This is a genomic window from Pseudochelatococcus sp. G4_1912 (genome assembly GCF_047501465.1).
Taxonomy (GTDB): Bacteria; Pseudomonadota; Alphaproteobacteria; order Rhizobiales; family Beijerinckiaceae; genus Pseudochelatococcus.
Genome location: NZ_JAZDRL010000001.1, coordinates 1058457 through 1075365 on the forward strand (window position 1 = coordinate 1058457; position 16909 = coordinate 1075365).

A 16909-nucleotide genomic window follows, 5' to 3' on the forward strand; every position below is an offset into this window, starting at 1 on the left:
CTCACACCTCCCTCAGCGTGGAACGGCGCTCAAGATCGCTCACGATATCAGGTGGCAGCGCCTCATTGATCTGGGTGAGGCCATGATAGCCCTCAATCATCGCATCATCGGGACAAAGCCGCCGATACAACCCCCACAACGCTTCCTCCCGCATAGCAGCGAGCGCTGCAGAGCGCCCCTCCTGCGTCGCAGTGCCATCCGCACGGATATATCCTGAACGACGCAAAACCTTGAGCGTCAGCGGATCGAATATTGTTTCTTCATGCGCCAAAGCCAGCAGGCCCTGCCGCTCATGCACCCGCGTGCGCAGTGATAATGTCGTGATCTGCCCAGCCAACAGCCCGCGCAAAGGCGAGAAAATCAGAGATAAGAGAAATACCGCAAACGACACCAGCACAATCAATGCACCCGTCGGCAACCCCTCGCCCAACGATGAAATCACCGCACCGAGATAGGCTGAAAGCGCACCGATTATGGCCGCGATCAATGCCATGCGTTGCGGCCTGTTTGTCCAGAAACGGGCGGTTACCGGCGGCAAGATTGTTAACGCCACGATCAGCACCAACCCTGCCACTTTAAGCCCGATAACCGTTACCGCCAGCACCAGCGCCATCATCGCCAAATCAGTAGCGCGCACTTGCACACCTTGCGTGGCCGCATATTCCTGATCAAAACACACCAGCGTCAACGGGCGGCGCAGCGCATAAACCGCAAGACCCGTAAGGGCCGCGGCCACAGCAATCACTTCTGCTTCGCTGAGAAGCATGCCGGCGGTAGACCCCAGCAAAAACCCTTCCAACCCAGCACGACGCCCCGTATCCATCGCCTGAATAACCGTCAACAACACGACGCCAAGGCCGAAAAATACGGATAATACCGCACCAATCGCGACATCCTCAGTCAAGCGCGTGCGACGCGTGATCCACTCAACCAGCAACAGACCAAGCCCAGCGCTTAACGCCGCGCCCACCAGCAATCCCGGCATGAAACGACCATCGCCCGTCACCATCGCCATCACGATGAATGCCACCGCGAGCCCTGGCAGTGTGGCATGGGAGATCGCATCGCTTACCAACGAGCGTTTGCGCAACAGCATGAACGTGCCAATAGCGCCCGCACTCGCACCCAGAATCGCAGCGCCCACTGTTACCAGCGCCGTGTTATACCCTGCAGAGAGAAATAGGGCCGCAAGAAGCTGCTGCATCACGGCCTCAAAACCCTCGCGGTGACAGCTGAGGGCCCGAAGATGGCGGTGTTGGACTGCCCGACATCTGTGTCGTCAGCAAGCGCCCGCCATAGGTTTCCTGCAGATTATCATGCGTAAACACCTCAGCCACAGGACCATCCGCAATGCGGCGTACGTTGATCAAGAGCACGTGGTCGAAGTAGTCAGTCACCGTGCCAAGGTCGTGGTGCACGCAGATAATCGTTTTGCCCGCTGCCTGTAGATCCTTTAAAACCGCGATGATCGCGCGTTCTGTCACCGCATCAACGCCGGCAAAAGGCTCGTCCATGATATAAAGATCGGCCTGCTGCGCCAATGCGCGCGCAATGAATACACGCTGTTGCTGGCCACCCGACAGCTGGCCAATCTGCCGATCTGCAAAGGCTGCCATACCGACACGCTCAAGGCATTCCAGCGCAGCCTGGCGATAGCGCCGCCCTGCAAGCCGAAAAAGGCCGAGCTTACGATAATAGCCCATCATCACAACATCGATAACAGTGGCAGGAAAATCCCAATCGACACTGGCCCGCTGTGGCACATAAGCGATGCGGCCCATCGCTTTTTCGCGCGGGGCACCAAAAACAGTCACCTCGCCCGCTATCCGCGGAACGATACCAAGAGCGCCCTTGATGAGTGTTGATTTGCCAGCACCATTTGGCCCGACAATAGCAACCATTGCACCGGGGGGCGTGACATAATCTACGGACAGAACAGCAGGTCTCCCGCCATAACTGACAGACAGGCCAGAAATCGCGAAAGGGCTTTCACGATTGGCTTGCGTTAACACGCGACCATCTTTCGCGACGAGCTTTGGCATGCGGATGCTCACGATGTCTGTCTCTGGTCCCTAAAAAGCTGCTTTTTACGCAACGTGTCTCATCTCATGTGGGTATTACCTGTGCCCAGAAGCAAGTAATATTCCCAATCTTCAAACTCTATGCGCCCCCCATTCCGGCGAAATTGGGACGGATGCAACGCATTCGCAATAGCATGCCAGTGAATGGCGTCTCCATCACCCGATTCCAGAGGCTTTTTCTTATATACTGATACGTTGCATCTCATGCAATTGCGAATGAGATGCAACAAGTGCACAACCCTGCCAAGAGGTGAATCATGCGGCCACCATATTTTCGCACCCTGGCGTCAGTTGCATGTAGTGCACAATCCTGTCAGTTTCTGCATAGTTCAATCGCGACGAATAGGCTTTTCAGGATGCTCGACGCCTTATTGCGACTTTTACGACGGCGCTTTTCAATTTCAATGTTGCTGCTGTTATCGATATTGGCGGGCGCATTCTCAACGATCGCGCATGCGCAAGATACGGCACAGCAGGAGGCTGCGCGTCGTCAAGCTGTGCTCAAGGCTTTGCCGCAAGATGCAGCGCGCCGTCTTTTCGGACAGGCAACGACGCCCTCACCCCATCCAGCACAAGTCTATGGCTTTTATTCCAAGGGCTGTGTTGCGGGTGCCGTAGAGCTGCCAGCTGATGGCGATCATTGGCAAGTCATGCGCCCCTCGCGCAACCGCGCTTTCGGGCACCCCGATTTGATTGCCTTCATCCAGAAAATCGCCACAACAGCCCCCGCAGCAGCGGATTGGCCGGGCTTGCTGGTCGGCGATATGGGCCAACCGCGCGGCGGACCCATGCTGACAGGCCATGCATCACATCAAATCGGCATCGATGCAGATATCTGGCTTACCCCAAGCCCGCAAAAGCGCCTCAGCAAAAATGAGCGCGATAACCTATCGGCCACCAATGTCGTCGCCAGTGATTGGAACGATGTTGACCCCGCCCGCTGGACATCCGCCCATCATCGTCTACTTCGCCACGTAGCATCACAGCCGCAAGTGGCGCGGTTGTTCGTCAATCCGGCGATAAAACGGGCGTTGTGCCGCGAGGCTTCGGGCAATCGTGCGTGGTTATCTAAGGTGCGGCCAGCGGCAGGGCATAATTATCACTTCCACATCCGCATGCACTGTCCACCTGGCAATGCAGCCTGCCGTAATCAGGATCCCCCTCCGGCCAACGATGGCTGCGGGGCCGACCTTGATTGGTGGTTCTCGTATGAGGCACGAAATCCAAAGAAAACACCACCTCCGCCGCCGCTCAAGCTCAGCGACTTGCCGCCGCAATGCAGCGCGGTGTTGAACGCACCTTGAGGCTTGCGGCATCAAACCAAAAGCTAGCGATGCGCCTGCGCAACACATGTCACGCCAGTGCCAGCCAAGCCGCAGTACCCGCCGGGATTTTTGGCGAGATATTGCTGGTGATATTCTTCTGCGAAATAAAACACGGGCGCATCAGCGATTTCCGTCGTGATGGGCGCAAACCCGCGCTCTTCAAGGGCCCGCTGATAAGCCTCGCGTGAGGCCAAGGCAGCTGCTTTTTGTGCTGGATTGGTGGTGTAGATCGCAGAACGATACTGCGTACCGATATCATTGCCCTGCCGGTTGCCTTGGGTGGGATCGTGGCTTTCCCAAAATGCCTTCAGCAATTGCTCGAAATTGCCCTCAGCCGGATCAAACACCACCAACACTGCCTCTGTATGGCCAGTGCGGCCAGAGCATACTTCCTCATAAGTGGGATTTGGCGTGAAGCCGCCGGCGTAGCCAACTGCTGTCACCCACACACCCGGCAAGTTCCAGAACAGCCGCTCCGCCCCCCAGAAGCAACCAAGCCCGAGCAATACTGTCTCATAGCCATCGGGATAAGGCCCTTTCAACGGGCGTCCGTTGACGAAATGCGTATGGGCTGTTGGCAAAGGGGTATCACGGCCAGGTAATGCTGTATCGCGTGAAGGCAATGTCAGCTTTTCTGATGCATCCTTGAACCATGCCATGGCGGCCTCCTTATTGCATCAACCAAAAAGTCGACACCGCTTTTTGGGTCATCTGATGCATTTTTCTCTACTCGGCTTTTCAGCGTTGAGTCGAGAACCCGATCGGTTCTACGGGGCGCCGTCCCAACCACAGAAAAATGACGCCCAGCGCTGCTGCAGCCGCAAAAGCAGGTGCATGGAACAGATTCACAAGCACCGGATCCCACAGATAGGGACTGACCCTCTCTACTGCAAGCGGCTCGATTCGTGGATAGAATGTTGGCATTAACTTCGCCAGTACGGGCCCCAGATGGGTAAAGACGAGGCTATCATCTGCGATAGCGCGCGCTCCATCCACGATAAGCATCACAAAACCGGCAACAAGGAGCAGAAAGCCCACAAGGCGAAACACAAAGCGCATAAATCCTGCTCCGATATCGATATATCAGGATACCCCTGACATCAGAAACAAGGTAACAACAGAGCTTACCAAGGGCAACATGCCCTCAGCCGCCAAGATGCACGATCGGGAGGAGCGGGAAACATGCAGGGTTTCGACATTGTCACCTTCGGCGAACCTATGATGGAGCTCGCGCAGATTGAGCGCGATGGTCAGACGCTTTATCTACCGGGCTTTGGCGGCGACACTTCGAACGTAGCCGTAGCTGCCGCCCGCCAGGGTGCGCGTGTGGCGGTTTTCACCGCCCTGGGTGATGACGCATTCGGACGGGATTTCGCCGCCCTTTGGCAGCGGGAAGGCATTGATGCCAGCTATGTGAAGCTCGTTCCCGGCCAGCGCACAGGCTTGTATTTTATCGGCTATGGCACTGAAGGCCACTTCTTCACCTATTACCGCGCTGGCTCAGCCGCGAGCCTTGTTACCCCCGCAGAGGTACCGCTGGACCTCATCGCCAGCGCAAAAGTGCTGCATGTTTCCGGGATCAGCCAGGCAATTTCCACCTCAGCCTGCGATGCCGTGTTTACCGCCATTCATCATGCGCGTGAAAATGGTGTGCGGGTAAGTTATGATTCAAACCTGCGCCTCAATCTGTGGCCATTAGAGCGCGCTCGCGCCGTGACCCATGCGGCAATGGCGCATGCTGATATCGCACGCCCCGGCCTTGATGACGCCCGCCAGCTTACGGGATTGGATAACGCAGATGAAATCTGCGATTTCTATCTCAATCTCGGCTGCAAAATTGTTGCACTGACGCTGGGCAAAGATGGCACCATGATTGCCTTGCGCAATGAGCGAAAGATTATTCCGGCACGTTCCGTCAAAGCCATTGATGCAACAGGCGCGGGTGATACTTTTGGTGGTGCGTTTCTGGCGGAATGGCTGCGCACGAACGATCCATTTATAGCCGCCGCCTATGCCAATGCAGCAGCAGCGCTGTCCACACAAGGGCGGGGAGCAGTTGCCCCAATGCCGCAACGAGCTGCTGTTGAAGCGTTTTTAGCATCCTGAAAATTGACGGCTTCCCACATTCAGGGAAGCCATATTCTCGAATGACGACCGCTCAGCCCTATACGAGCTCGATGGTCACTTCGACATTGCCACGTGTGGCATGTGAGTAGGGGCAGATTTTCTCGTGCGCAGTATTCACGAGTTCCTGAGCCTTTGCGGGATCGACGCCATCGAGGTGCGGCTGAAGCTTAACGCTGAGCTGGAAGCCACCGCCCTCACGGGGGCCGATGCTGACATTGGCGGTCACGTTTGTATCTGGCCCAACAGTCACCCCTGCCTCACGCGCAGCAAAGCGCACAGCGCCTTCAAAACAGGCGGCATAGCCAGCTGCAAATAATTGTTCAGGATTAGTGCCTGCACCACCGGGGCCGCCAAGTCCTTTTGGAACAATGAGATCGGCTTCAAGAACGCCGTCTGAACTGCGAATATGGCCTCCGCGCCCACCTTTTGCGGTGGCTGTTGCGGTATAGAGAATGTTTCCGGTCATGAGATAACCTCCCTTGCGCCACTCCGGCACCCACGGCATGCGAGCGCTCATACGGCGCGGCCAAGACTATGACCGAACTTCACAAGACAACCAAGCGGCAAGAGAATAAATGCACGATTGCCGAGCATATTGCTCAGGCAGGAGGCAACGCACAATGAAAGCGCGAGACCTCAAAAACCGCAGCGCAGCGGCCTAATACCCACAAATGAAGGCAAGAAGCCCATAATCACGGCCACAAAAGAACCATGCAGAAAAACGACCGCAGAATGTGTTGAGCTTCACGTCAGGGTGAGCCGAAAATGGTAGTTATCGAGAACCGGAGCGGAGTGGACTTAATGTCCATGAGCACCGGAAGCGCAGAAAACTGCCATTTGCAGGCCACCATGACGTGAAGATCAGCGCATTCTTAGTCTTTGGCGCGTTCTACGTAGGTACCATCTTCTGTCTGGACGACGATGCGGGTGCCGGTACCGATGTGGGGGGGCACCATGACGCGCACGCCGTTGGAGACAATAGCTGGCTTATAGGAGGATGACGCGGTCTGCCCCTTCATGGTCGGCTCGGTCTCCATAACCTCAAGCACGATACGCGCAGGCAGCTCGACCGACACGGCGTTGCCTTCATAGATCGACAACTTGACGCCCATGCCTTCTTGCAAATACACAGCCTGATCGCCGACAACATCGCCAGAAACCGTTAGTTGTTCGAAGCTCTCAGGGTTCATGAACACGTAGGATTCGCCGTCCTGATAAAGGTAGGAAAAATCCACGTCCTCAACGAAAGCGCGTTCCACCTGCTCGGTGGTGCGGTAACGCTGGGTAACCTTCACGCCATCGGAAATGCGGCGCATGTCGATCTGGGTCGTTGGTGTGCCCTTGCCGGGGAAGAAGCTTTCGGCAGAAAGAACGGCACACAGGTGGCCTTCGACCTCAAGGATGTTGCCTTTACGAACGGAACTCGCGATAACCTTCACGTGACAGACCTCTGCTTTGTTTTCAATTGCGTCAGCGCCCGGCCTCCGGGATGGGGCCAGACAGCGGCAGTTGCGCGACACCTTACTCATCCTGCCAGTAATAGCCAGATGCCCGAGTGCAAAAATTGATGGCCGAAACCGATTTTATAGCCGATTCACGCGCGTTTTTCTCCAGTGATGCTCATCAGCATCGCCGTCCACGGCTGTTGATGCGCCAACGCATCACAGCAAACCTGCGCGCATTCTTTGCCAATGAAGACTTCATCGAGGTAGAAACCCCCGCACTACAGGCATCGCCCGGCAACGAGGCGCACCTGCATGCGTTCACCACGCATTTTCTTGATAATGACCTCAGTCAGCGCCCGCTTTACTTGCACACCTCGCCAGAATTTGCCTGCAAAAAACTGATGGCGGCAGGCGAATCGCGCATCGTCAACTTCGCGCGGGTATACCGCAATCGCGAGCGCAGCCCCCTGCATCATCCAGAATTCACGCTGGTTGAATGGTACCGCGCCCACGCGGGCTATGAAACGCTGATGGCTGATTGCGCCGCTCTCCTGCGCGAAGCCGCAACGACTGCAGGCGTAACGAAGTTGCGCTATCGGGGGAAAGAGGCCGATCCGTTTCTTGAGCTTGAGCGCATTTCAGTCGCGGATGCCTTTCAGCACTATGTCGGAATTGACCTGCTCGCAACAATTCCAGACGATCCGCTAGCGCCGCCAGATCGTGATGCGCTGGCAAAAGCCGCAAGCGATGCCGGCGTTCGGATCATTGCCGATGACACATGGTCGGATGTTTTCAGCCACGTGTTGAACCAGAAGATTGAGCCTTTTCTTGGAGAAGGACGCGGAACCATTCTGGATGCCTACCCGGCACACGAAGCAGCGTTAGCGCGGCGCAATCCTGCTGATCCGCGCCTTTCTGAACGATTTGAGCTGTTTGTCTGCGGCGTAGAACTCGCTAATGGCTTTGGCGAATTAACAGATCCCGCCGAACAACGCCGTCGTTTCATGCTTGAGATGGACGAAAAGGAACGCATCTACAACGAGCGCTACCCGCTCGATGAGGCTCTGCTCGCCCTCCTCCCCGCCATGCCCCCTACGAGCGGCATTGCCCTTGGTCTCGACCGCCTCATCATGCTCGCCACCGATGCGCATCGCATTGAGGATGTGCTATGGGCACCTCTCATCATCCCGGGCGCCTCCACATGACAACGCCTAAAACATCGTCGCGCACGACTTTACGCAATGCGGACGATCTCGCAATAACAGGTCTTATTAGCGAACAGCAACGCAGCGCGATTGAGCAGGTGGCAGCCCGCTATGCCATCGCCATCACGCCAGCGATGACCGAGATAATGGCCTGTGACAATCCCGATGACCCCATCGCCCGTCAGTTTGTGCCAGATGCACGTGAGCTGGAGCAAACACCTCAAGAGCGCGAAGATCCCATTGGTGATCACGCCCACTCTCCAGTTGAGGGCATAGTACATCGCTACCCTGATCGGGTGTTGCTGAAGCTGGTGCATGTTTGCCCGGTTTACTGCCGTTTTTGCTTCCGTCGCGAGATGGTCGGCCCTGGACAGGCGAGCGCCCTTTCTTCCGAAGTGCTCGATGCTGCCATAACTTATATCGCTGACCATCCTGAAATCTGGGAAGTTGTGATCACGGGCGGCGATCCATTGATCCTTGCGCCGCGGCGTCTCAAAGAGATCGTGGAGCGGCTCGCTGCTATTGATCACGTCAAGGTTCTGCGTTGGCATACACGCGTGCCAGTCGTTGCGCCGGAACGCATTTCACAGGCACTGGTCGATGCCATCAAGGTACCCGGCAAGGCGGTTTATGTTGTGCTGCATGCCAACCATCCACGGGAATTGGGACCCGAAGCGCAAACCGCATGCGCACGATTGATCGATAATGGCATCGTGATGCTAAGCCAATCTGTCCTGCTGCGCGGCGTGAATGATAACGCCGAAACGCTTGGTTCGCTGATGCGCACGTTCGTCGAAAATCGCATCAAGCCCTATTATCTGCATCATGGCGATCTAGCACCGGGCACGGGTCATTTCCGCACTGGCATAGATGAGGGCCAGAAGCTGATGCATGCCCTGCGCGGGCATTATTCGGGCTTATGTCAGCCCACATATGTGCTTGATATTCCCGGCGGTCACGGCAAAGCGCGCCTCACCCCTTGCGATATCACGCCCTTATCTGATGATAACGCGTGGCACGTAACAGATTTTCGCGGCAACACCCACCGCTATCCTCCAGAAAAGTAAGCAGCATTCACTTTCTGGTTTGGCGCGCATGACATCGTGATCTCTATAAATTGAACGCAAACTGCTTTAATGCTCTTCAATCGGTAGATGGCTTGGATCCGCGCATCGCTTTAATCCCAGCCCGATGCGACTTGCCTTCAAGTCTTCTGCGGTTGGAGGCTTTTGTCGGGCGTGTGGGCCGCCGGATAGCCTGCCTGTGCGCTGCCTGTTTGATCATGTCCTTGAGGCGTTGCAAGGCATCGGCACGGTTGCGCTCTTGCGTGCGGAAACTGCGCGCGGTGATCACAATCACCCCATCACGTGTAAGCCTCTGGCCGGCCTGTTCCATCAACCTCATTCGCACGTCTTCAGGCAGATTGGGAGATTGGCGCGCATTGAACCGTAATTGCACGGCAGTCGCGACCTTATTAACATTCTGCCCTCCAGGGCCGGAGGCTGCAATGAAGCTCTCCTCGATCTCGTCATCATCAAGCGCAATGAAATGCGTGATCGGGATCATCTTGAACCTCTCACAAGGCGGCCGCTCGTATAAATAAAGCAGTTTGCATTTAATTTGAGCATCAAATTCAACACAAGTTGCGGTAAGTCATCTTGCTTTATCATATCACGACAAAAACAAACAGGACGGCCCCGTTGCCGGAGGCCGCCCTGCTGTTTTAGTCAAAGATGTTCGATCAGGAAGCCGTTACCAGCTTCAGTGCTGATGCCGAACCCTTAAGCGGGAACTTGAACTCAGCCGCACGGCCATCGATCAGCGTGATCACTGCGGTTGCTTCTTCAGCGGCATTCACATCCTTGAGGAACGCTGCATCAAAAGGCGCCGTCGCATCGCACTGGCGTGGCGAGCAGGTTGCGTATGTCAGCTTGCGATCTGCGCCCTTGCCAACTTTCAGAATGACACCCGGTGCCAGCTGAACACCGGTTGGTGTCTGCATAACAGCAGTCAGCTTACCAGACATGTCCTTGCCAATAGCCCAAACCAGCACAACGTTGCCGCTCTGGTTATCAGCAACGCGCAGAACAGCAGTGCAAGTGTTCTTCTTGTCAGCCGTATCCTGGCAGGTCACCGTCCATGACTCATGAACTGTGGTTTCGATGCGCTGTGGCTGCGCTTCCGCATTTGCCGGAGCTGTCTGGGTTTGGGTCTGTGCCTTGGCAGCACCCTCGCCGCCGAACCCCGGGAACACCAAAGCAGCGCCCGCCACTGCCGCTAGCGAGATACCAGCAACTGCCATCGCAACAACATTCTTCTTCATGAGCCCAGCCTCTTTTCCTTATTACTCTGCTTGTGTTCTTCATGCGACCAAACAGATTGTTCAGCTGCACTCTTAGCACAGCCGATGACACATTCGTCGTAAAAAAGAAGTCTACATCACAAAAATCCGAAGCAAAATCACTTTAAAATGGCAAATAAAATCTTCACACAGGTGATGCTGCGCTTATCCATCTCTTTTATGTCAGATTTAGCGTTGCTGCAGCTTCAGCCCGGGGGCCTCCCCCGATAACGATGGCCGCTCAAACTTACGCCTGTCATTGTGATCCAGCGGCTGGCCACGGTGTGAATCAGCAACGTAGTTTGGCACTCGCTGTCCACCCTGTGCAGGAGCTGCATACAAAAAGCTATCATCATTGCGATGAACTGCAGTCGACGGGCCAGCTGCGAAAGCGGGAAAAGCCACCACGCAGGCAGCCAAGGCAATTACTGTGCGAACCATTCACTATATTCCTTTATCATCGAATACCCCAATATCAGGGAAGGGCTTGATCCTATCCATGATACGCCATGCCATACACTTTGGCATACCCGTAAATGCAAAACGGGGTCTGTATTATAGCAATCTCCGCCATTATACGCTTTATGGTGCATTGACCAGTTTCCTGGTCATCCAGATCAGAGTTTTATCAAAGAAGTTGCCGGTTCGCGCCTGGTAACACCGCCCTCGCTAGGCTGCATACAGGGCATTGTCTCGCCGCAGAGATCAAAATGATGACAGGTAGTTCAGCTTTGGCCATTGCAGCTTTGGAGTTTGCGCTTTATCGCTATCAATGCTTTATCGCTATCGCCTGAAATCGGCATGCTCTATATACATTAGCGATGATGGAGAGTGCTTCGCACTGCTTTATCAACGTTTCTTATTAGCATGCCGCAAATCCGGCTTTCCGCATTCCTGTTTCGGACCTCGCAGACACCCATGCTTCAGATCTTCCGTAATTCCAGCCGCAATTGGTTCGGCAAGGCCCTGACAACATTACTGTTCAGCCTGCTCATCTTCTCATTCGCCATCTGGGGCGTGGCTGACTGGATCATCAATCCGGTTAGCAACACCATCGCCATAATCGGTGATCGCGACATCACCGCGCAGGAAATGCGCGACGCGTATAATAACCATATCCAGAGCCTGCAACGGCAACTGCGCACCACCATCAGCCCCGAACAAGCGCAGGCGCTGGGGCTGGACCGGCAGGTGCTGGGGCAGCTCGTGGGGCAGGCCGTGCTCGATAGCAGCACTGACACGCTGCGCCTTGCAGTGCCGGATGAGACTATTGTAAGCATCGTCATGCGTGAGCCGCAATTCCGCGACAGCAATGGCCGATTCAACCGTGCAGCCTTTGATGCCGCTCTCCAGAACGCTGGCATAACCGAAAAGTCTTTCGTTGCCGAGCAGCGCGCTGTACTGCCACGCCGCCAGATTGCAGAAAGCATCGCGGGCGACCTCGCCCCCACCTCGCATATGCAGGAAGCCTTTCATCGCTATGGCGCGGAGCGGCGCTCAGCAATATACGCCACGCTGACCCCTACGGCTGCAGGCACCATTGCTGATCCCGATGATGCAACGCTGGAAGCATGGTTCAATGAGCGCAAGCCGCTGTTCCGCATGCCGGAATTCCGCGCGCTAACCATACTGGCTATCGATCCGGAAACGCTGGCAAAGCCTGAAAACGTAACGCCCGAAGCGGCACTTGCACGGTATGAAGCCGACAAGACCACCCGTTACGGCACACCCGAAACGCGTCATCTGCAACAACTCGTGTTCAACAACGAAGCGGAAGCAGCACAAGCCCATCAGCGTCTGACAACTGCCGATCCCAAAGAGGTAGGCGCAGTGTTTGAGGCCATAGCAGCTGAACGCAAGACTGCAGCGGCTGATTATGACCTGGGCCTTGTCGCACGCAACGCGGTGTTTGATGCCGCTGTCGCTGATGCCGCTTTCGCGCTGACAGAACCTGGTATCAGCGCGCCTGTTAGCGGACGCTTTGGTTCGGTGATCGTGCGTGTGGTGTCGATTACACCGCCATCCCTGCAGACATTCAGCGAAGTGGAACAGACTGTACGTCTTGCTATCGCAGCTGAGAGCGCACACGCTGCTATCAATGCATTGCACGATCGTATTGAAGATAGTCGTTCTGCAATGAAGTCATTGACTGATATTGCGGCAGAAAATGGCCTGAAACTTGAGACTGCGCCAGCGATTGACCGCACGGGCCGCAACCGCGATGGCCAGCCTGTTGGCGATCTGCCCGATGCCGAGGCACTGATTGCTGCCGCCTTCGCTTCTGATGTAGGCGCTGATAACGCTCCCCTGCGTCAGGCAACAAGCACCGGGACTGGCTATGTCTGGTTCGACGTCACTGATGTCACTCCTGACCGCGACCGCACTTTTGCTGAAGCACATGAAGATGCTCTCACGCGTTGGCGCACGGAGGCAATGGCGGACAAGCTTGCATCTGTTGCTGGCGAACTCACGGCAAAGCTTGATGCGGGCGAGACATTTGCTGCCGTTGTTGCGTCTCTCCCCAAGGGATCGTTCGCATCGGCACCATTGACAGCTACCGACATCACACGTAACGGCCAGACCGATGGCCTCCCCAGCATTGCTGTGCAGCAGATTTTCGCCACTCATAAAGGCAAGGCGGGATCAGTCGCAACGCCGGAAGGTCGTTTGATATTCCAGGTAACTGGCGTCACAGTGCCAGCGTTCGTAACCAGCACCGAACAGGCTGGAATGATCGCGCAGCAGCTGCGTACTGCTATTGCAGACGATCTGCTGTCTGAATACATCACCAAGCGCCAGCACGAGCTTCGCCCTACCGTCAACGAAGAAGCTCTTCGTGCTGCAATTTCAGGCAGCCGGGGATAACATCTGGCTTACTTTAATAACGGAATGAGAGCGGGTTGCGCCATCATATGCATCCCGTTCTCAAAATTGAGCATGGGGCATGATGTCCGACACGCATTTCTCTGAAGCTTTTGCGCGCGCCTATGAAGCAGGCGAGCCCTGCGTTGTCGCCACCACACTGGTTGCCGATCTCGCAACACCGGTCGCGGCCTTCATCAAGCTGCGGGCGATTGCACGTGGGCCATCGTTCCTGCTGGAATCGGTGCAAGGTGGCGCTGCCCGTGGGCGCTACTCGATCATCGGTCTCAACCCCGATGTGATCTGGCGTTGCCGTGATGGTGCAGTGGAAATCACGCGTAATGGCGCAGAAACAATCACTGACGCCCGCCCCCCGCTCGACAGCCTAAGGGCCTTGCTGGATGAGAGCCGTCTTAGCCTCCCAAACAACCTGCCCTCAATGGCAGCAGGTGTGTTCGGCTATCTTGGCTATGACATGGTACGGCACATGGAGCGCCTGCCCTCACCGCCACCCGATGCGCTCGGCGTGCCCGATGCTGTGATGGTGCGCCCTACATTGATTGCCGTGTTCGACTCCGTTACGGATGCGCTCTCGCTGGTAACGCCGGTGCGTCCCCAGGATGGCGTCAGCGCACGGCAGGCCCATGAAGCAGCGCTGGCACGGCTGGATGAAGCAATTGCAGCGCTTGATGCCCCGCTGCCTCTTGAACAGACAATCGATCTGAATAGCCTCGCGGTGCCTGAACCCGTCTCCAACACCTCGCCCGATGAATACCGGGCAATGGTTGCGAAGGCGAAGGAATACATCAAAGCCGGTGATATTTTCCAGGTTGTGCTATCGCAGCGCTTCGATGCACCGTTTTCACTGCCGCCACTGGCGCTCTATAGAGCCTTGCGGCGCTCTAACCCTTCGCCCTATCTGGCGTTCCTCGATTTCAACGATTTTCAGGTGGCCTGCTCCAGCCCCGAGATTCTTGTGAAGGTATCGGACGGCGATGTCACGATCCGCCCCATCGCGGGCACCAGACGCCGCGGCGAAACGCCCAGTGCCGATGCAGCACTTGCAGCTGAGCTGCTGGCCGATCCCAAAGAACGATCCGAACATCTGATGTTGCTTGATCTTGGCCGCAACGATGTAGGACGTGTGGCCACCATCGGCAGCGTGAAGGTAACAGACAGCTTCTATCTGGAATACTACAGCCAGGTGATGCACATCGTCTCCAACGTGGTTGGCAAGCTTGATCCGCAATATGACGTGATTGATGCCTTGGCTGCAGGCTTTCCGGCGGGCACGGTTTCCGGTGCCCCCAAAGTGCGGGCGATGGAGATTATCGACGAGCTAGAGCGGCACAAACGCGGCCCCTATGCCGGATGCATCGGCTATTTCGGTGCTGGCGGTGAGATGGATACCTGCATCGTGTTGCGCACAGCCGTGATCAAGGATGGCCGGATGTCAGTGCAGGCAGGTGCCGGGATTGTGCACGATTCCGATCCTGAGGGCGAATTGCAGGAATGCATCAATAAAGCCCGCGCGCAGTTCCGCGCTGCTGAAGAGGCAGTGCGTTTTGCATCAAGCGCTAAACGTGGCCAATGATGGGAAACTGGTCATGCTGGTACACCTTGATCTGCGCGGGCTGAAATGCCCTTTGCCGGTGTTGCGCACGCGCAAGGCGCTTACCCATGCGCAGCCCGGCACAGTGCTGATCGTAACCTGCACCGATCCGCTTGCGGGCCTCGATATCCCGCATCTGCTATACGAAACCGGTCACACCCTCGAAGCCAGCAATAGCGATGGCCGCGTGATGACGTTCACGATCCGCGTGACAAAACCTCAGGCCGGCGTCTGATCGTCTGTGATGATGCGGGTGCCATCCTGCAAAACGGTCTGCAGCACGTCAAACCCCTCGAATTGCGGATGCCCGGCATATAGCGGCTTATGCTCGCCTGCATTTTTATGGCTATCGCGAAATGCCTGCGAGCGCGTCCAGCCCTCAAAATCAGCCCGCGAGCGCCATACAGTGTGCGAGGAGTAGAGCGAATACTCCTCCATCTGCGGGCCACGCAGCAGATGAAAGCTGACAAAGCCCGGCACCTTATGCAGATGCACCTCGCGTGAGAGCCAAACCTGCTCGAAAGCTGCTTCCGATCCCTTGAGAACCTTGAAGCGGTTCATCGCAATATAGGCTCCGGACATGTTGCACCCTATTTTTCGCGGAATGATGTCGTCACCGCTTCTGTAAGGGGGCGGGTGAGATAGTCAAGCACTGAGCGCTCACCGGTTGGAAAGACGACCTCGGCTGGCATACCAGGGCGTAAGCGCTCCTTCAGATCGGCAGGCACATCCGTATCGCGTACCGCAACCTGCGCCAGAAAGTATGGCAGACGCGTGTTCTCATCGGTCAGACGATCCCGGGAGATGTCCTTCAGCGTGCCCATTATCAACGGTGTGGTGCGGGAATGGAATGCCGGAAAGCGCACTTCAGCCGCAAGGCCTGGATGCACCCTATCAACATCCGTCACCTCAACATGCACTTCAACCACGAGGTCATCATCCTCAGGCACAATTTCGAGCAGGGTATCGCCAGGGCGTACAACACCGCCAAGTGTGAACACCTTCATGTTATGCACCACGCCCGCGCGCGGTGCGAGCACGTCAACGCGCTTCAGCACATCCTGCACCACGTGAAGGCGCTCATGCAGATCGCCAAGCTTCAGGCGTACATCAGACAGATGTTCACTCACCTGTTCCTGAAACTGTTGCTCCACCTGCTTGATCTGCATCTCCATTTCATTGATAGCGTTTTGCGCCTTAGCAGTGTCGGCCTGATTGCGACCGATAACGCCATCCAGGCGAGCTCTTTCACGCTCCAACGCGGATTCGCGTGTTTTCGACACCAGCCCCTTTTTCGCCAATGCACTGACGCCAACCAGCTCATCCTCAACAAAAAACAGCTGCTGCTTGGCAGAATCGCGTTCACGTTCAAGCCCCTCGATTTCTACCCCGTACTGCGCGATACGGTTTTTCATCACGCCAATCTGACCATTGAGCGATCCCCGCCGCTCGCGAAACTGCGCCTGCTGATCATCGATAATGCGTTTGACTTCAGGATCGCTGGACCGCCTCATCAGCTCAACCGGAATAGCAATCTGCTGGTTGGGATCGCGCTCGGCCACAAGGCGTGCCTCAAGCGCCAGCGCTGAATCAAGCTGATGGCGCGTTGTGGCATAGCTGGCATCCGAATTGGTTGAATCCATGCGAAACAGCACTTGCCCCTGCTTCACCCGATCACCGTTGGCAACATTGATCTCGCGCACAATACCGCCCTCGAGATGTTGCACGGCCTTGCGCTTACTTTCAACAGAGACAATGCCGTTTGCCACCACAGCGCTATCGATATTGGCCAGCGCTGCCCATCCACCAAGCAGGCCAAACGTTAATGCCACAACAGCGTAACCAACCCGCGCAACGGGCCGATAATCGCTTGTGACTTTGGGAGCTTCATCATTCATGCTTGCGATCCCC

At 56.2% G+C, this 16909-nt stretch carries 18 protein-coding genes; 7 read left to right on the forward strand and 11 right to left on the reverse strand.

All coding sequences use genetic code 11. The annotated features are described in order from the left end of the window. Window position 1: 1 nt before the first annotated feature. Together VRZ32_RS04835 and VRZ32_RS04840 are read right to left on the reverse strand one after the other, a co-directional pair. Window positions 2-1204 (reverse strand): metal ABC transporter permease, encoded by a 1203-nt coding sequence (locus tag VRZ32_RS04835; protein WP_414524566.1) that lies wholly within the window; start codon window positions 1202-1204, stop codon window positions 2-4. Between the two features lie 7 nt (window positions 1205-1211). Further along, window positions 1212-2042, reverse strand: a complete 831-nt coding sequence (locus tag VRZ32_RS04840; RefSeq protein ID WP_414524567.1) for a metal ABC transporter ATP-binding protein — start codon at window positions 2040-2042, stop codon at window positions 1212-1214. Between the two features lie 395 nt (window positions 2043-2437). Between VRZ32_RS04840 and mepA the strand changes: the two genes are divergently transcribed. After that, complete coding sequence (gene mepA, locus VRZ32_RS04845; RefSeq protein ID WP_414524568.1) at window positions 2438-3385, forward strand: penicillin-insensitive murein endopeptidase; 948 nt, start codon at window positions 2438-2440, stop codon at window positions 3383-3385. 23 nt (window positions 3386-3408) lie between these two features. On the opposite strand, the gene msrA is transcribed toward mepA, so the two are convergent. Continuing rightward, window positions 3409-4065 (reverse strand): peptide-methionine (S)-S-oxide reductase MsrA, encoded by a 657-nt coding sequence (gene msrA, locus VRZ32_RS04850; RefSeq protein ID WP_414524569.1) that lies wholly within the window; start codon window positions 4063-4065, stop codon window positions 3409-3411. Window positions 4066-4144: 79 nt separating this feature from the next. Next, a complete protein-coding gene (locus tag VRZ32_RS04855; RefSeq protein WP_414524570.1) occupies window positions 4145-4465 on the reverse strand; it encodes a hypothetical protein in 321 nt (106 codons plus the stop codon). Between the two features lie 123 nt (window positions 4466-4588). Between VRZ32_RS04855 and VRZ32_RS04860 the strand changes: the two genes are divergently transcribed. Beyond that, on the forward strand, window positions 4589-5512 hold the full coding sequence (locus VRZ32_RS04860) for a sugar kinase (RefSeq protein WP_414524571.1): 924 nt from the start codon (window positions 4589-4591) through the stop codon (window positions 5510-5512). Window positions 5513-5570: 58 nt separating this feature from the next. On the opposite strand, the gene VRZ32_RS04865 is transcribed toward VRZ32_RS04860, so the two are convergent. Then, window positions 5571-5999: an organic hydroperoxide resistance protein gene (locus VRZ32_RS04865; RefSeq protein ID WP_414524572.1), complete on the reverse strand. Its 429-nt coding sequence runs from the start codon at window positions 5997-5999 to the stop codon at window positions 5571-5573. A 406-nt stretch (window positions 6000-6405) separates the two neighbouring features. After that, window positions 6406-6972 carry an elongation factor P gene (gene efp / locus VRZ32_RS04870; protein ID WP_414525041.1) on the reverse strand — a complete coding sequence of 189 codons (567 nt, stop codon included), beginning with the start codon at window positions 6970-6972 and terminating at the stop codon, window positions 6406-6408. A gap of 146 nt (window positions 6973-7118) precedes the next feature. On the opposite strand from efp, the gene epmA reads away from it, so the two are divergent. Both epmA and VRZ32_RS04880 read left to right on the forward strand, forming a co-directional pair. Continuing rightward, complete coding sequence (gene epmA / locus VRZ32_RS04875) at window positions 7119-8183, forward strand: EF-P lysine aminoacylase EpmA (protein WP_414525042.1); 1065 nt, start codon at window positions 7119-7121, stop codon at window positions 8181-8183. Continuing rightward, the gene (locus tag VRZ32_RS04880; protein ID WP_414524573.1) at window positions 8180-9250 is read left to right on the forward strand and encodes a lysine-2,3-aminomutase-like protein; all 1071 of its coding nucleotides are present in this window, start codon (window positions 8180-8182) and stop codon (window positions 9248-9250) included. The genes epmA and VRZ32_RS04880 overlap by 4 nt, the downstream gene beginning before the upstream one ends. 76 nt (window positions 9251-9326) lie before the next feature. On the opposite strand, the gene arfB is transcribed toward VRZ32_RS04880, so the two are convergent. From arfB to VRZ32_RS04895, 3 genes are all read right to left on the reverse strand, one after another. Continuing rightward, the gene (arfB, locus tag VRZ32_RS04885) at window positions 9327-9749 is read right to left on the reverse strand and encodes an alternative ribosome rescue aminoacyl-tRNA hydrolase ArfB (protein WP_414524574.1); all 423 of its coding nucleotides are present in this window, start codon (window positions 9747-9749) and stop codon (window positions 9327-9329) included. A 175-nt stretch (window positions 9750-9924) separates the two neighbouring features. Continuing rightward, the gene (locus VRZ32_RS04890) at window positions 9925-10506 is read right to left on the reverse strand and encodes an invasion associated locus B family protein (protein ID WP_414524575.1); all 582 of its coding nucleotides are present in this window, start codon (window positions 10504-10506) and stop codon (window positions 9925-9927) included. A 207-nt stretch (window positions 10507-10713) separates the two neighbouring features. Further along, a complete protein-coding gene (locus VRZ32_RS04895; RefSeq protein ID WP_414524576.1) occupies window positions 10714-10965 on the reverse strand; it encodes a hypothetical protein in 252 nt (83 codons plus the stop codon). Between the two features lie 477 nt (window positions 10966-11442). Here VRZ32_RS04895 and VRZ32_RS04900 point away from each other — a divergent pair, with 477 nt between their 5' ends. The 3 genes from VRZ32_RS04900 (at window position 11443) to VRZ32_RS04910 (ending at window position 15233) form a co-directional block, all read left to right on the forward strand. Further along, the gene (locus tag VRZ32_RS04900; protein ID WP_414524577.1) at window positions 11443-13389 is read left to right on the forward strand and encodes a SurA N-terminal domain-containing protein; all 1947 of its coding nucleotides are present in this window, start codon (window positions 11443-11445) and stop codon (window positions 13387-13389) included. An 82-nt stretch (window positions 13390-13471) separates the two neighbouring features. Then, window positions 13472-14980, forward strand: coding sequence for an anthranilate synthase component I (trpE, locus tag VRZ32_RS04905; RefSeq protein ID WP_414525043.1), 1509 nt, complete (start codon window positions 13472-13474; stop codon window positions 14978-14980). A 13-nt stretch (window positions 14981-14993) separates the two neighbouring features. Further along, complete coding sequence (locus tag VRZ32_RS04910) at window positions 14994-15233, forward strand: sulfurtransferase TusA family protein (protein ID WP_414524578.1); 240 nt, start codon at window positions 14994-14996, stop codon at window positions 15231-15233. On the opposite strand, the gene VRZ32_RS04915 is transcribed toward VRZ32_RS04910, so the two are convergent. Together VRZ32_RS04915 and VRZ32_RS04920 are read right to left on the reverse strand one after the other, a co-directional pair. Then, a complete protein-coding gene (locus VRZ32_RS04915) occupies window positions 15218-15580 on the reverse strand; it encodes an antibiotic biosynthesis monooxygenase family protein (protein WP_414524579.1) in 363 nt (120 codons plus the stop codon). The two genes, VRZ32_RS04910 and VRZ32_RS04915, sit on opposite strands and share 16 nt — an antisense overlap. A gap of 8 nt (window positions 15581-15588) precedes the next feature. After that, the gene (locus VRZ32_RS04920) at window positions 15589-16896 is read right to left on the reverse strand and encodes an HlyD family type I secretion periplasmic adaptor subunit (RefSeq protein ID WP_414524580.1); all 1308 of its coding nucleotides are present in this window, start codon (window positions 16894-16896) and stop codon (window positions 15589-15591) included. Between the last annotated feature and the right edge of the window lie 13 nt (window positions 16897-16909).